This is a genomic window from Bacteroides sp. D55t1_190419_B8, from assembly GCF_015558905.1.
Lineage (GTDB): Bacteria > Bacteroidota > Bacteroidia > Bacteroidales > Bacteroidaceae > Bacteroides > Bacteroides vicugnae.
This window is the reverse complement of sequence record NZ_JADMOU010000041.1, coordinates 1-15,224: the sequence shown is the minus strand read 5'-3', so window position 1 is coordinate 15,224 and position 15,224 is coordinate 1. Positions and strand designations below refer to the sequence as shown.

Annotated in this window: 11 protein-coding genes; 5 read left to right on the top strand and 6 right to left on the bottom strand. The window is 43.7% G+C overall.

The window, feature by feature from the left end:
• Positions 1-29 precede the first annotated feature (29 nt).
• Together ilvB and ilvD are read right to left on the bottom strand one after the other, a co-directional pair.
• Entirely contained in the window at positions 30-1,724 is a 1,695-nt protein-coding gene (gene ilvB / locus I2I13_RS22390) for a biosynthetic-type acetolactate synthase large subunit (protein WP_195650555.1), read from the bottom strand.
• Between the two features lie 29 nt (positions 1,725-1,753).
• The gene (gene ilvD, locus I2I13_RS22385; protein WP_195357651.1) at positions 1,754-3,553 is read right to left on the bottom strand and encodes a dihydroxy-acid dehydratase; all 1,800 of its coding nucleotides are present in this window, start codon (positions 3,551-3,553) and stop codon (positions 1,754-1,756) included.
• Positions 3,554-4,034: 481 nt separating this feature from the next.
• Here ilvD and I2I13_RS22380 point away from each other — a divergent pair, with 481 nt between their 5' ends.
• Positions 4,035-4,613, top strand: coding sequence for a peptidylprolyl isomerase (locus I2I13_RS22380; RefSeq protein WP_004306740.1), 579 nt, complete (start codon positions 4,035-4,037; stop codon positions 4,611-4,613).
• A 134-nt stretch (positions 4,614-4,747) separates the two neighbouring features.
• Here the strand turns inward: I2I13_RS22380 and I2I13_RS22375 are convergent, their stop codons facing one another.
• Positions 4,748-6,034 carry a serine dehydratase subunit alpha family protein gene (locus I2I13_RS22375; protein WP_074557628.1) on the bottom strand — a complete coding sequence of 429 codons (1,287 nt, stop codon included), beginning with the start codon at positions 6,032-6,034 and terminating at the stop codon, positions 4,748-4,750.
• 133 nt (positions 6,035-6,167) lie between these two features.
• Here I2I13_RS22375 and I2I13_RS22370 point away from each other — a divergent pair, with 133 nt between their 5' ends.
• On the top strand, positions 6,168-7,253 hold the full coding sequence (locus tag I2I13_RS22370) for a PCMD domain-containing protein (protein ID WP_195650554.1): 1,086 nt from the start codon (positions 6,168-6,170) through the stop codon (positions 7,251-7,253).
• 32 nt (positions 7,254-7,285) lie between these two features.
• Positions 7,286-8,071, top strand: a complete 786-nt coding sequence (locus tag I2I13_RS22365) for a porin family protein (protein ID WP_074637572.1) — start codon at positions 7,286-7,288, stop codon at positions 8,069-8,071.
• Here I2I13_RS22365 and I2I13_RS22360 read toward each other — a convergent pair.
• Positions 8,068-8,634, bottom strand: coding sequence for a calycin-like domain-containing protein (locus I2I13_RS22360; RefSeq protein ID WP_195650553.1), 567 nt, complete (start codon positions 8,632-8,634; stop codon positions 8,068-8,070). The genes I2I13_RS22365 and I2I13_RS22360 overlap by 4 nt on opposite strands.
• Before the next feature lie 161 nt (positions 8,635-8,795).
• Between I2I13_RS22360 and aroC the strand changes: the two genes are divergently transcribed.
• Positions 8,796-9,872, top strand: coding sequence for a chorismate synthase (gene aroC, locus I2I13_RS22355; protein WP_004306728.1), 1,077 nt, complete (start codon positions 8,796-8,798; stop codon positions 9,870-9,872).
• The gene (locus I2I13_RS22350) at positions 9,872-11,236 is read left to right on the top strand and encodes a dipeptidase (RefSeq protein ID WP_074637567.1); all 1,365 of its coding nucleotides are present in this window, start codon (positions 9,872-9,874) and stop codon (positions 11,234-11,236) included. The genes aroC and I2I13_RS22350 overlap by 1 nt, the downstream gene beginning before the upstream one ends.
• Before the next feature lie 110 nt (positions 11,237-11,346).
• Here I2I13_RS22350 and I2I13_RS22345 read toward each other — a convergent pair whose 3' ends face one another.
• Both I2I13_RS22345 and I2I13_RS22340 read right to left on the bottom strand, forming a co-directional pair.
• Positions 11,347-12,405, bottom strand: a complete 1,059-nt coding sequence (locus I2I13_RS22345; RefSeq protein WP_074637587.1) for a linear amide C-N hydrolase — start codon at positions 12,403-12,405, stop codon at positions 11,347-11,349.
• Between the two features lie 144 nt (positions 12,406-12,549).
• The gene (locus I2I13_RS22340) at positions 12,550-14,583 is read right to left on the bottom strand and encodes a hypothetical protein (RefSeq protein WP_195650552.1); all 2,034 of its coding nucleotides are present in this window, start codon (positions 14,581-14,583) and stop codon (positions 12,550-12,552) included.
• Positions 14,584-15,224: the final 641 nt, after the last annotated feature.

Sequence of the window (15,224 nt, the reverse complement as noted above, 5' to 3'; positions counted from 1 at the left end):
AATCTTCCATTCTCAATATTCAACTTCTCCTAGCATTCCAACAGCATCTGATTGACCGAACCACCCGGAGGAGTCATCGGCAGAACATTGCCTTCTTCCACTACGCACGCTTCGAGCAGGAACGGACCATCCGTCGCCAGCATTTCTGCAATGGCTTCTTTCAGTTCTTCACGGGTAAAAGCACGTTTGGAAGGAATATCATAAGCCGAAGCAACCTTCATATAATCCGGATTCAACATCGGAGTAAACGAATAGCGGCGATTGAAGAACATAGCTTGCCACTGGCGTACGTTTCCGAGGTAATTATTATTCAGGCAGATAATTTTCACCGGAGCTTTCTGCTCCATAATTGTACCCAGTTCCTGAATATTCATTTGCAGTCCGCCATCTCCCATAAATACGCATACGGTACGTTCCGGTGCTCCAAAAGTTGCCCCGATAGCTGCGGGAAGACCGAAGCCCATTGTTCCGAGTCCTCCGGAAGTGATGATACTACGTTCTTTCGTATATTTGAAGTAACGTGCAGACATCATTTGATTTTGACCTACATCCGTTACCAAAACTGCTTCATGATGAGTAGCATTGCTTACCGCACGCACCACTTCTCCCATACTCAAAGAGTTTGTTGCAGGGTGAAGTTCAGGGCGGATTACTTTTTCTTCCTCTACCTTCTCATATTCTTTGAAACTATCAATCCATTCGGTATGAGTTCTCTTTTTCAGGAGTTTAGTCACAGAAGCCAAAGTCTCCTTGCAATCTCCCAAAACAGCTACATCTACCTTTACATTCTTATTCACTTCCGCAGGATCAATATCAAAATGAATCACTTTCGCTTGTTTGGCGTAAGTAGCCAGATTGCCAGTCACACGGTCGTCAAAGCGCATACCAACGGCAATCAGCACATCGCATTTATTGGTATTGATATTCGGCCCCAAATTACCGTGCATACCCAACATTCCTTTATTCAACGGATGTTCTGTCGGCAAAGCAGACAGTCCGAGCAGCGTACAGCCTGCAGGCATATCCGCCTTTTCGATAAATTCACGCAATTCGTTCTGTGCATTTCCCAATTCAACACCCTGTCCTACCAATACAAGCGGACGTTCGGCGTTATTAATCAGTTCGGCAGCTGCCTGTACAGACTCCTCGTCCGTATCGGGAACAGGAACATAACTGCGGATAAAATCGACTTTCGTCGGTTCGTATTTCGTTTTTTCTACTTGCGCATTCTTGGCAAAGTCCAGTACCACCGGACCGGGACGACCACTACGGGCAATATAAAACGCACGTGCGACCGCCCAGGCCACATCTTCCGCACGACGGATCTGATAGCTCCATTTGGCGATTGGTTGCGTAATACCTACCAAGTCAACTTCCTGAAAAGCATCTGTTCCAAGAAACCCTGTTCCTACCTGTCCGGCAATCACTACGATAGGTGTACTATCGATCATCGCATCTGCAATACCTGTTACCGTATTAGTTGCTCCGGGACCGCTCGTCACCAGGCAAACGCCCACTTCTCCTGATACACGGGCATAACCTTGTGCCGCATGGGCAGCTCCCTGCTCGTGACGAACCAAAATATGGTTCAATATATTTCGATGATCGTACAAGGCATCGAACACCGGCATTATGGAACCACCGGGGTAACCGAAGATGGTAGTCACTCCCTGATGTTCCAAAGAGCGCATCATAGCCTCTGCACCTGTTATTAAATCTTTCATATTAGTTGATAGTTGATAAATGAACTATATCAGATTAATCTCACTGCTCCCTTATCGGCAGAACTTACCATGCTGGCATAAGCCTTCAGACTCTTCGGCACATAACGGTCACGAGTGACAGGAGTCATCGGACGGGCTGCCAATTCTTCATCCGTCAGTCGCACGTTAATCTTCCGGGCCGGAATATCGATTTCTATGATGTCTCCGTCTACAATTTTTCCGATATTACCTCCAGCTGCCGCTTCAGGAGAAATATGTCCGATACTCAATCCGGAAGTTCCGCCACTGAAACGTCCGTCGGTAATCAAAGCACATTCTTTTCCGAGATGACGAGATTTAATATAAGAGGTAGGATAAAGCATTTCCTGCATACCGGGACCACCCTTCGGACCTTCGTGCGTAATGACGACGACATCGCCACTGACGACTCGGCCTCCGAGAATGCCTTCACAGGCTGCTTCTTGCGAATCAAATACTTTGGCAGGTCCGGTAAACTTCCAGATACTTTCGTCTACACCTGCTGTTTTTACCACACAACCGTCTTGCGCAATGTTACCTTTCAATACGGCCAATCCACCGTCTTTGCTATAAGCATGCTCCAAATCGCGGATACATCCGGTTGCACGGTCTTTATCCAAATCCTTATAGTACATACCCTGTGAACCAAGTACGAGATTGAATCTATTTCCGGCTGCGCTCGAATATTTCTTAATTGCTTTTTCACTTACATTCGGGCTGGTGATTGAATATTCATTAATAGCTTCCGCCAATGACATTCCGTCTACCCGTCGAACGGATGTATCTATCAGACCTCCTTTTGCCAGTTCATCCATGATAGCAATGATACCACCGGCACGGTTTACATCCTGAATATGATATTTCTGTGTATTGGGAGCCACCTTGCAGAGACAAGGAGCCTTGCGGGAAAGCATGTCGATATCGTCCATCTTGAAGTCTACCTCTGCTTCATGAGCAATAGCCAACAGGTGAAGAACTGTATTGGTCGATCCCCCCATCGCTATATCCAACGTCATGGCATTCAAAAAAGCCTGACGGGTAGCAATACTACGGGGAAGTACGCTTTCGTCTCCTTCTTCATAATATAACTTTGCATTTTTCACGATCAGTTCTGCTGCATCTTTGAAAAGCTGCGTACGGTTCTCGTGTGTAGCTACGATGGTTCCGTTTCCGGGAAGAGCCAGTCCGATTGCTTCATTCAGGCAGTTCATTGAGTTGGCGGTAAACATACCGGAACAACATCCGCAAGTAGGACAAGCATTTTGCTCGATATTCGCTACTTCCTGATCGCTGACACTTTCATCGGCCGATTTAATCATCGCATCGATCAAATCCAGGTGCTGACCATTCCATTCTCCGGCTTCCATCGGACCGCCCGATACAAATACGGCAGGAATATTCAGACGCATAGCTGCCATCAACATTCCGGGAGTGATCTTATCGCAATTGCTGATACATACCATTGCATCTGCCTTGTGCGCATTAACCATATACTCTACACTGTCTGCAATGATGTCACGTGAAGGAAGCGAGTAAAGCATACCGTCATGTCCCATTGCTATACCGTCGTCGATAGCTATTGTATTGAATTCCGCAGCGAAGCATCCCAGCTTCTCAATCTCTGCCTTCACCAGCTGACCGATTTCATGCAGATGCACATGTCCCGGAACAAACTGTGTGAACGAATTGACGATAGCGATAATGGGTTTACCCATCTGATTCTTCTTCATACCGTTGGCTGCCCATAATGCACGGGCTCCCGCCATCCGACGGCCTTGTGTACTAAACGAACTGCGTAATTGCTTTTTCATTTCAATCTATCTTTTAATTAAAGAGCCTTCCTCACACAAGTGAGAAAGGCTCTAAATTTTATCTTTTATGGTACGAACACATACAACACAAAAACCTTTCTCACGCTCTTGATGGGACCACCACGACGCGAATAATATGCAGGACTGCTAGGTTAATAGATGTATGTAACATATTCATATCTTCTTTTCTTTATTTTCGTGCTGCAAAGGTAAGGGCTTTTTTATTAACTCCAAACAAATCGAAGAAAAAAATCACTTAAAAGCTAATAATTGTAAGAGAAGAGTGGTGTTATTTCTCTATTTTATCACTTAAAGGTTGAATTTACAACTATTATCAAAGGATGCGTTCTACTTTTCTTTTCTGACAAAAGCACTTAATAATCTGAAATTTACCCTCCCTATACCGGAGTAAAAGCAAATAATTCGTATCTTTGTCGACCCGGATTACCGGGAATTATTAATCAGAAACAAAAAATATCAGATGGAAACAGTAGAAAACAAGTACATTACCGTTGCATACAAACTATATACAATGGAAGATGGTGAAAAAGAGTTGTTCGAAGAAGCAAAAGCAGAACATCCCTTTCAATTCATTTCAGGATTAGGAACAACACTCGAAGATTTCGAAAATCAGATAACTGCTCTTTCTAAAGGTGATAAATTTGACTTTACCATTCCGGCAGATAAGGCTTACGGACAATATGACGAACAACACGTTATTGACCTCCCCAAAAATATCTTTGAAATAGATGGCAAATTTGACAGTGAACGTATTAAAGAGGGTAACATCGTGCCTTTGATGACTGGTGACGGTCAACGCGTAAATGCCAGCGTAGTAGAAATCAAACCGGATATTGTAGTAGTTGACCTCAACCACCCGTTGGCCGGTGCCGACCTGATCTTTGAAGGTGAAATACTGGAAAGCCGTCCTGCTACGAACGAAGAAATTCAGGAACTTGTGAAAATGATGAGTGGTGGTGATGGCTGCGGTTGCGGATGCGACAGCTGCGGTGATGGCTGCGGAGACGACTGCGGTTGCGAAGGCGGACACTGTCACTAAATAAAGTATTAAATTATAAAGTATTAAGTATTAATTCCGTGCGGACACAGCCGGGCTTTAATACTTAATACTTTTTTTATGCCGTTATTTGAGCTAATATTTGATACTTAATACTTATTACTTAATACTTGAAATCAGCATCCTTTATGCGTCATGATGTCAAGCACCATTTTATCCGTTTCGTTCATGGCTTGCGAGCCGATTCTTGTCAGGTTGCGGATACTTTGATCTACATCTTCGTCGATAATTCCCTCTACGGAAGTCACACAACGGTCTTCCATTGCCATCATTGCAGATAATACAGCTGTCGAAACTCCGGTAGTTACTTTCAAAGCACAACTCGGTTTTGCACCGTCACAAATCATTCCTGTCAGATTAGCAATCATGTTTTGAACGGCGAAGGCAACCTGATTGTAGTTTCCCCCCATCAACCAGGTGATTCCACAACTGGATCCGGTGGCAGCTACCACACAGCCACACAAAGCGGACAGACGTCCTAAACTTTGTTTGATGTATATAACAGTAAGATGGCTTAGCATTAAAGCACGGATAAGTTCTTCTTCGCTCTTTCCGTTCTCTTCGGCAAAGACAACGACAGGGAGTGTAGCGGATATCCCCTGATTACCACTGCCGGAATTACTCATGACAGGAATCATTGCACCCGCCATCCGGGCGTCGCAAGCAGCTGATGTATAAGAGAGAATATGAGAAAATACGCTGTCACCCATCACTTTATGTTCGTAAGTTCCTCGAAGCATTTTACCTAGAGAATGTCCGTAGTTACCTTTAAAGGCTTGCTCGGCAGCAGCTTTATTCAAACGGGCTGTATCAAGGATAAAACGGATCTCATCCAGCGGAGCAGTCAGTGCAAAGTCATAGACTTTACGCAAGTTTAATTCGAGCGAAGCATCTTCCTCTTCCTCGCTGACTGTATGTTGCTTGTCGAGCAATATCTGTTCACCCTTGGCTATATATATAAAGGTGGTATGTCCACCGGCAATGATAGCTTTAGCTGTTTTATCTCCCGCTTTACAGTTCACCTCGATATAAAGCTTTTCCGTAATATCTTCTTTCAGAGAAATACAAATCCGTTTTTCTGCAATAAACAGTTTTCCCTGCTCCACCGCTTCCGGCGTACAGTCCCTCAACACTTCCAACTGGTAGTCTGATTTGCCAATCAACGCACCTAAAGCTACAGCTATGGGAAGCCCTACCATACCCGTCCCCGGGATTCCGACTCCCATGGCATTCTTTAATATATTAGCACTTAACAAGACGTCTATCTTCTCCGGTTTCACTCCCAGCGTTTCAGCAGCCTTAGCTACACAAAGCGCTACTGCGATAGGTTCCGTACATCCAATAGCCGGAATGACTTCTTTCTTAATCAATTCTATAATTTGCCTTCTTTCTGATTCAGTCATGGACTTATAAGTTTTAGTTCCACAAAAATAAGAAATTCTTTCTTTTCCAGCATTCTATAATGAACAAATAAAATCTCATATTGTTATAAAACCTTCCATATACCAAACTTTAACAGAAAGAATTGATAGAAAAATGAAAGCAAAACACGTGATTCTCTATTTGCTGCTGGCTATTGTTTCCTCTTCTTGTATCCGCGAAGAAGCTCTCAATGCAGAAGCAGACATATTAAGTTGCATACTACCGGGAGTAGCCATGACAACCAGTCCTATTATTAACAATAATTCCATCACTATCTTCGTCGGTCCGGGAACTGATATTTCAGAACTTACACCAGAATTTACATTGACTCCGGGAGCTACAATTAATCCTCTTAGCGGTACGGAACGAAATTTCAATACTCCACAAGAATATACTGTTACAGCCGCCGATGGTGTTTGGAAGAAAACGTATATCGTATCGGTTATCGACACCGAACTTGCCACGAACTATAATTTCGAAGATACGCTTGGCGGAAAGAAGTACTACATATTTGTAGAACGCGAAGGAGATAAAGTCGTTATGGAATGGGCCAGCGGAAATGCGGGCTATGCCATGACCGGCGTAGCTAAAACAGCTGATGATTATCCCACTTTCCAAATAACGGACGGAAAAGCCGGCAAATGCCTTTCTTTAGTGACACGCAGTACCGGATTCTTCGGACAGTTAGCAGGAATGCCCATTGCGGCAGGAAATCTGTTTATCGGTTCCTTCGATGTAAACAATGCGATGAGTAATCCGCTTAAAGCAACTAAATTCGGTCTTCCTTTCCGGCATATACCTACTTATCTGGCAGGTTATTATAAATATAAAGCAGGAGATCAGTTTACAGAAGGAGGCAAACCTGTAAATGGGAAACGGGATATCTGTGACATATATGCCATCATGTACGAAACCAGCGAATCTGTTCCAACTCTTGATGGGACGAACGCGTTTACCAGCCCAAATCTAATTTCAACAGCACGGATTGATAATGCCAAAGAAACAAATGAATGGACTTACTTTAAGCTGCCTTTCACCACTCTCCCCGGCAAATTCATAGATAAGGAAAAGCTAAGGGATGGAAAATATAATATAGCCATAGTGTTCACCTCAAGCCTGGAAGGAGATCATTTTAACGGAGCAATCGGAAGTACGTTGCTCATTGACGAGGCCGAGTTAATCTATCACTCGGAAAATTAGTAAAACTAAATAACTTTATAACAACAAGAACGATGAAAATCTATCCGTATATATTCAGCTTACTAACCTGTATAGGAATAGCCCTCCCCGGCTATGCACAGGTTGATCGAAATGAAACACTGATCCGTTCCGCCCTTCACGGACTGGAATATGAGATAAAAGCAGGTTTCAGCATTGGCGGCACAGCCCCGCTTCCTCTTCCGGTGGAAATCCGTTCCATTGACGGATATAACCCGACATTGGCTATCAGTATAGGAGGTGAAGTGACCAAATGGATTGCCGTTCAGAACAAGCTCGGAATTATAGTCGGATTGCGGCTTGAAAACAAAGCAATGACTACCGAAGCCACTGTGAAGAATTATAATATGGAGATTCTCGGGCAAGGAGGTGAAAGAATCAGTGGAGTATGGACAGGCGGAGTAAAAACCAAAGTACATACCGCCGGACTGACAATACCTCTAATGGCTACCTACAAACTAACCAACCGGTGGAACATCAAAGCCGGGCCTTATTTCTCCTATCTGCTTTCAAGAGAATTTTCAGGTCACGTATACGAAGGATATTTGCGGGAAGATAATCCCACCGGTCCGAAAGTAGAGTTTACCGACGGCAAAATTGCAACATACGATTTCTCTGACGATTTGAGACATTTCCAATGGGGACTACAAGTAGGAGCCGGATGGCGAGCCTTCAAACACCTCAATGTGTACGCCGATCTTACCTGGGGATTGAATGATATATTTAAAAACGATTTTAATACGATCACTTTTGCCATGTACCCCATCTACTTGAATATAGGTTTCGGGTATGCTTTTTAAGTCCCACTAGGCTCTGCCACCTGCTTCACTCCGGAGTAGGTTACTTTCACCGTCTGTTGCAATGCAGGCACTTTCACATTAATAGTCATGTCTGCATTTCCATCTTCTACAGTTCCCGTAACTGTCACAGGGCAAGTACCCAAAGAGGCGGCATCTCCTTCAAACGTAAGGTCTTGCTGTCCGGTGAATGTAGACACACCTTCCCCCTTCTTCACTTCACATTTATCAATGACAATATCTCCAAACTTTAGTATCTGCTGATTGATGAACAATTCAAAATCCTTCAGTTCAATCTTCACTTCCGTATTGCTGACCTGCGAGAGCGTGATAAACTTCTCTATTCCGTCGCCGATGACAATTTCCTGGTCAGAACCATCCGGTATCATGGATATATCCAGATTTCCCCAATACGTTCCGATTACATCCGGAGCCGTTATCACAGCCTCCTCTTCGGGAGGATTCTCGTTATTCTTGTTATCACTGTTGTCATCGTCACTGCTACAAGCAGCAAAGAAAGTTAGAGCACATACCAATGCCAATAAATACAATAGATTCTTTTTCATACGTCTTTGGTTTAGTTATTACAATAAATTCGTCCTTTATAAACTAAAAAGAAGAAAAAAGGTTCAATATGCTTCCTTTTTCGAAGTTATTTCGAGTTCGCAACTTTCTTACCGAAAACTTTGTTATATTTGCATATAGTAATTTTAAAAAAGCCACAACTATGTTTAATTCATTTGGCAATATCTTTCGACTCACAAGTTTCGGTGAGTCTCATGGAAAAGGAATTGGAGGAGTGATTGACGGATTCCCATCAGGAATTACCATCGACGAAGAATTTGTACAACAAGAACTAAATCGCCGTCGTCCGGGACAATCAATCCTTACCACCCCACGCAAAGAAGCTGATAAAGTAGAGTTTCTTTCAGGTATTTTTGAGGGGAAATCAACCGGGTGTCCTATCGGTTTTATCGTTTGGAATGAAAACCAACACCCCAATGACTACAACAATCTGAAAAATGTATATCGTCCTTCACACGCTGATTACACATACACGGTGAAGTATGGAATCCGTGACCATCGCGGCGGCGGACGTTCCTCTGCACGCGAAACGATTTCGCGCGTTGTAGCCGGTGCATTGGCTAAGCTGGCACTCCGCCAACTGGGAGTCAACATCACTGCCTATACCTCGCAGGTAGGTCCTATCAAGCTTGAGGGTACTTACTCGGACTATAATTTCGACCTGATAGAAACCAACGATGTACGTTGTCCGGACCCTGAAAAAGCAAAAGAAATGGCAGACCTTATCTATAAGGTAAAAGGTGAAGGCGATACCATCGGAGGTACACTGACCTGTGTCATTAAGGGATGCCCCATCGGATTGGGACAACCTGTTTTCGGTAAACTTCATGCTGCCTTGGGTAACGCCATGTTAAGCATCAACGCTGCCAAAGCATTCGAATACGGCGAAGGATTCAAGGGATTGAAAATGAAAGGTTCCGAACAGAACGATGTTTTCTATAACAATAACGGACGGATCGAGACGCACACCAATCACTCCGGAGGTATTCAGGGAGGATTGAGTAATGGTCAGGATATTTATTTCCGTGTAGTGTTCAAACCGATTGCCACGCTGCTAATGGAACAGGAAACTGTCAACATTGATGGCGTCGACACCACTCTGAAAGCACGCGGACGTCATGACGCTTGCGTATTACCTCGTGCCGTACCTATCGTAGAAGCAATGGCCGCCATGACTATACTCGATTATTACTTACTGGATAAAACGACGCAACTCTAATGAACGAGATTCAGAAATACATAGCGGCACACGAACCTAAGATGATGGATGACTTGTTCAGCCTCATCCGCATCCCCAGTATCAGTGCTTTGCCGGAGCACCACGACGATATGCTGGCTTGTGCGGAACGCTGGGCACAGCTGTTATTGGAAGCAGGTGTGGACGAAGCATTGGTAATGCCCTCACAGGGCAATCCGGTTGTTTTCGCTCAAAAGATCGTAGACCCGGATGCAAAGACTGTATTAATCTACGCTCATTACGATGTGATGCCGGCCGAACCATTGGAACTCTGGAAAAGCGAACCGTTTGAACCGGAAATACGTGACGGACATATCTGGGCACGTGGAGCGGATGATGACAAAGGACAATCGTTCATTCAGGTGAAAGCATTTGAATATCTCGTCAAAAACGGATTACTGAAGAATAATGTGAAGTTCATCTTCGAGGGTGAAGAAGAAATAGGTTCGCCCAGCTTGGAAGCTTTCTGCGAAGAACATAAAGAATTGCTGAAAGCAGACGTTATTCTAGTGTCGGATACGAGTATGCTAGGGGCCGAACTTCCCTCATTGACTACTGGTCTGCGCGGGCTGGCTTATTGGGAAATAGAAGTGACGGGACCGAATCGTGACTTGCATTCCGGACATTTCGGAGGTGCGGTAGCCAATCCGATCAACGTGCTTTGCCAGATTATCAGCAAAGTAACGGATGCCGACGGACGTATCACTGTTCCCGGATTCTACGATGATGTGGAAGAAGTGCCGCAAGCCGAACGGGAAATGATAGCCCATATTCCTTTTGACGAAAAGAAATACAAAGAAGCAATCGGTGTAAAAGAGCTTTTCGGAGAAAAAGGATATAGCACATTGGAACGTAACAGTTGCCGTCCGTCTTTTGACGTATGTGGCATTTGGGGCGGATATACAGGAGAAGGTTCTAAAACCGTACTGCCTTCAAAGGCTTATGCTAAAGTCTCTTGCCGGTTAGTGCCGCATCAGGATCACCATAAGATTTCGCAAATGTTCGCAGATTATATTCTTAGTATCGCTCCTGATACAGTACAGGTGAAAGTGACTCCCATGCACGGAGGACAAGGATATGTGTGCCCGATTTCACTTCCTGCCTATCAGGCAGCAGAGAAAGGTTTCGAAATCGCTTTCGGGAAAAAGCCGTTGGCGGTACGCCGTGGCGGAAGTATCCCCATCATCTCTACTTTCGAACAGGTATTGGGAATCAAAACCGTATTGATGGGATTTGGACTCGAATCGAATGCGATTCATTCTCCAAATGAGAATTGCTCATTGGAGATCTTCCGGAAAGGGATAGAGGCAGTCATAGAGTTTCATCAGGAATATGCCAGACGATAAAGCGGATAAATAACAATCAAGTTATAAACGATACATATAAAAGAGTGGTGGACAAGCTTGATTACAAGCATTTGTCCACCACTCTTTTATATATCTATCACACTGACAAATTACATGACCGGAGTCTCGAAAAGGAAGGTAAATGATTGGCTGTCTTTCAAATCCTTCACTGCATCACCTGCATAAATTTCGCCCTTTGTCAGAGACAGTTTCTTAATACCGGCTTTCGGACTAAAATCAATTTTCTTCAAGTCCAGCCAAAACAAATTCGGAGTCAGGGTAGATTCGAAATAATATACCTTATTCTTCTGATCGGATACGGAACGCCAACGGGTAGAAGATATATAAGGCTTCTCCGGTGTATTAATACCAAATGGCACGGAAACATTACGCATCACACTCAATACGCTGGGAACTGCAATCTTTGCATCCGCAATCTGCGGAATGGCATGAATGTAAAATGAAGCCCGTACAAAACGGTCGCTTGCCCGGTTGGTTCCCGGCAACATCTGCAAGCCACCGATTTCTTTCCAGTAATCATTAATGGCCAACTGATATTCATATCGAGGAGAATTTGTCATTACCCGGTATTCTTTTCCTTCGTGAATGCTCAATTTCCCATCCAGATATTCCAATACGGCCGTATTGCCTGTTTCATCAGTGATAGCCAGATGCAAGGTAGACTCCGGTCCTCCATTCGGCATACGGGGAGCATCAATGCGGAAAGTCTCCTTTTTCAATTCATCCACCGCTTCGCGTACTGTGGCAAAGTTATCAAGCACATACTGTGTCCAAATGCTGATGCCCATTGCCGGACGGGTATCGCCGGGAAGAGAATAAATGGATTCCGGCAAGAAAAGCAGGCTAGCTACTAATCCTTTCTCGTTCATTCCGTCACAAGTACCTATATCATATCCTGTAGCAATCACACTTCCATATTTGGAAGTCCAGTTCACTGTTTTTTCCTTATTATGTCCCATACGTTGGATGCCACGCGGAAATACATAGATATTCGTCATGATATCTTCTTTCCAGTCCATTGTACGTCCCGTTACCACCATCTGGTCAGGGCCTATATACACCGCACGCGTACATGCTTCTACAGGCTGTATACTCATCAAAGAGACGGTAGCCAACACCAATGCAACTCCTGCTAATTTTTTCTTCATATTCATTCTATTTAAATAATTGATCTTCTTATTTATAATAAGAACAAATGCACCACAATTATTCCTCAAAAGAAAGATGATTTTAATGAAAAAAAGGCATTTATTCAATGCAGGAAGAAATTTTAGGTTTTCAACGTATAAGGGTTACGCCAGTTTATAAAGTTCATATCCTCCCAATGCCAGTACATAGGGCAGATTAAGAATAACGTCGGCATCCTTCTCCACCTCTTCGGGGTACTTTTGCAACAATTCGTTGAAAGGCATAATGAGAGGGTGTTGCAAGAAAACTTTATCTTTCACCTCGGCACGTCTCCAGCCAGCCACCGTACGCTCGGCATTCCATCGGTATTTCTCCATGCGCACCAACAGATACAAAACTTGAGACGGTAGATTCTCATTGAACATAGATACGGATATACGCGCCGGCGAACGGTCGCTCCGCTTAATACCGTAGCCTAACGTGCGACAAAACACACTATAGGCATCCAGTTGATAGCGGTTAGCCCAACGTAACGGCTCGCTCAATTTATTCCACAGATAGTGTGCCTGGTGATTCATCAAAATGAAGTCGGCAGAGTGGCTGCTATAAGATTCATACATCTTCTTCAACACCTCTTTCTGCTTGAGGCTTTCATCCGTATAGCAACAATCGTAGAGGTAATTCACATACAAAGCGAGTTTATCCTGCAAGATGTTTTTCTTCATCCCCCTATCTACCATGCCGAACACCTTGACATAACGATAACGCCCTTGCTCATCATCCACTATCGACGACAAATCGTTATTGAAATCCTGACGGATAAGTACACGACATTGATGCTGATAAACCTCATGCGGTAAATTGAGTCCTAATGAGAGACTCAAATCGGGATCATGCACACAAATAGCCACTGTAAGCATACAGTGTTTATTTTGTGCCCATTGTTGTAGACGGGTGCGCATAGCAGTACTACAAATGTCGTCATGGCAATATTCTACCTCAATATCGTCTATCTGACTCTCTATATAAGGAAATTGAGCTTTGAAGTAGTCTTTCTGTGACTCCATCTCTCGATCTACTAAAGTGATGCGGGTACGTATGCGTTCATCTGCCGGCAGACGGTCATCGTAATTGGCATAATGACAGATACGTAGTGCTTCAAGCAACAGCGAGCGTCCCATCCGGTTGAATCCCACAATAACCAGATGCACATAGTCTTGACTAGTAGCACTCCAGCTTCCATCAGGTTGTTGCGTTATGCTTATGGGGCGATAGTCTAGCGGATCATAATATCTTTCACTATCGGCAGCATAGAGACTCCATAGTTGCCGGGCCAGATTCTCGTGGAGGTTAAAGGGACGGAAAAAGATATTAGGTTTCCCCTCAATGCAAAACACCTCCGGCGGCAGATTCATTTTCTGTATGTTAGAGTACGAAGGGATGCTGTCGAACTGTACATACACAGGCATCACCTTGCCATCGGGGCATTTGCCACGCAAAGCACTCACCAAATGCACAATCGCTATATTTTTAGCATCGCGTCCGCAACGTTCTTCATCACCCAATACATACACTTCACTCGCGCTCACTATGTTCAACCGCTGAAGTTCTTCGACCGACTCAATGTTGCCAAAGTAAACAAGCACCTGCCGCTCTATTTCGATGGGCAAGGCAGACTGTATGCGATGGCGCACCGTTGCTGCCTCTATACCGCTCATCAGCAAGATACGTGCCGAAGGACATTCGTTATATAGTTCGCGTATCATATTGATAGATAGTTCATTGAAGCCTATCAATACATAGTGTTGAGTTATGTTGCGGTAAGTCATTCGCCCCGTGTTTACCACATCCACACGCCGCTCTATAATGTTGGAAATGGTAGAGATGAGCACACCGCCCAATAAAATGGATCCCGAAAAGCTAACAATTCCCAGCAATAGCCTGCTGGACCAAGCTGTCTCGTTCATTTGGTTACCAGGATCCACAAAGTTGTTGTACACCACCCAGAGCCTTTCGCCCCATTCCTCATGTCCATAAAATTGGATAGAGAAGAACATCACGATGATAAAGAAGATAGCCAGCACCGTAGCAATAGTAACGAGTAACAGGGTGAGCTGCGACTTGATACCCCCCGAAATGGTGCGATCCATATACTCTTGTGAGAATATCTTCTTGTAGTAGTTTATAAAACGGTTCATGCTTATAACTTATTGATGGCAAAACATACAGGTTCTGCCCATATTGTGTACATTTCGAGCTATTTGTCCTGATAATCGTATCATATCATGCACCAATACCATATAATCCGTATCAATGGGTTTTGGTTGACAGTCGTGTTTCATAAATAGAACATTTAGAGTTGTGTACAAATATAGTATTTTTCAACAAACCAGGTAGCTTTTCACTTAACTATTTTCAGCAGTGTACTTTACCTTGTCATCGTATGGCAGCATATAAAATGAAATTCACCAGTGCAAGAAGACATTAATCACAAGATAACAGCTATGGAACGAAATAAAATTCGTATAAAGATCGAGTAAGATATTCTACTTCCATAAAGTAATATCTCCATAACCTTTATTGTATTTAAGATTATTCAATGCATAGATTTAAGATTTTCTATGCAGAAAACTAGAATCTTTTATGCACTCGAGTAGTTGTCACGTTACAACGGGACAATGGTCACCTTATAGAATGACTAATGTCACTTTATAAGGTGATATTAGTCATTCTATAAGGTGACCATCTATCTCTGAAAGGATCAGGGCAGACGCATTATATTTTTTACTATCCCACTCCTGTTTTTATTCTATTTATATGATTGATTATTAACTTATTA

Excerpts from the sequence above, each read along its gene's own strand:
- I2I13_RS22360 (WP_195650553.1), bottom strand. The coding sequence starts at position 8,634 with ATGAAAAAGAATCTATTGTATTTATTGGCATTGGTATGTGCTCTAACT.
- I2I13_RS22350 (WP_074637567.1), top strand. The coding sequence starts at position 9,872 with ATGAACGAGATTCAGAAATACATAGCGGCACACGAACCTAAGATGATG.
- aroC (WP_004306728.1), top strand. The coding sequence starts at position 8,796 with ATGTTTAATTCATTTGGCAATATCTTTCGACTCACAAGTTTCGGTGAG.
- ilvB (WP_195650555.1), bottom strand. The coding sequence starts at position 1,724 with ATGAAAGATTTAATAACAGGTGCAGAGGCTATGATGCGCTCTTTGGAA.
- I2I13_RS22365 (WP_074637572.1), top strand. The coding sequence starts at position 7,286 with ATGAAAATCTATCCGTATATATTCAGCTTACTAACCTGTATAGGAATA.
- I2I13_RS22340 (WP_195650552.1), bottom strand. The coding sequence starts at position 14,583 with ATGAACCGTTTTATAAACTACTACAAGAAGATATTCTCACAAGAGTAT.
- I2I13_RS22370 (WP_195650554.1), top strand. The coding sequence starts at position 6,168 with ATGAAAGCAAAACACGTGATTCTCTATTTGCTGCTGGCTATTGTTTCC.
- ilvD (WP_195357651.1), bottom strand. The coding sequence starts at position 3,553 with ATGAAAAAGCAATTACGCAGTTCGTTTAGTACACAAGGCCGTCGGATG.
- I2I13_RS22380 (WP_004306740.1), top strand. The coding sequence starts at position 4,035 with ATGGAAACAGTAGAAAACAAGTACATTACCGTTGCATACAAACTATAT.
- I2I13_RS22375 (WP_074557628.1), bottom strand. The coding sequence starts at position 6,034 with ATGACTGAATCAGAAAGAAGGCAAATTATAGAATTGATTAAGAAAGAA.
- I2I13_RS22345 (WP_074637587.1), bottom strand. The coding sequence starts at position 12,405 with ATGAAGAAAAAATTAGCAGGAGTTGCATTGGTGTTGGCTACCGTCTCT.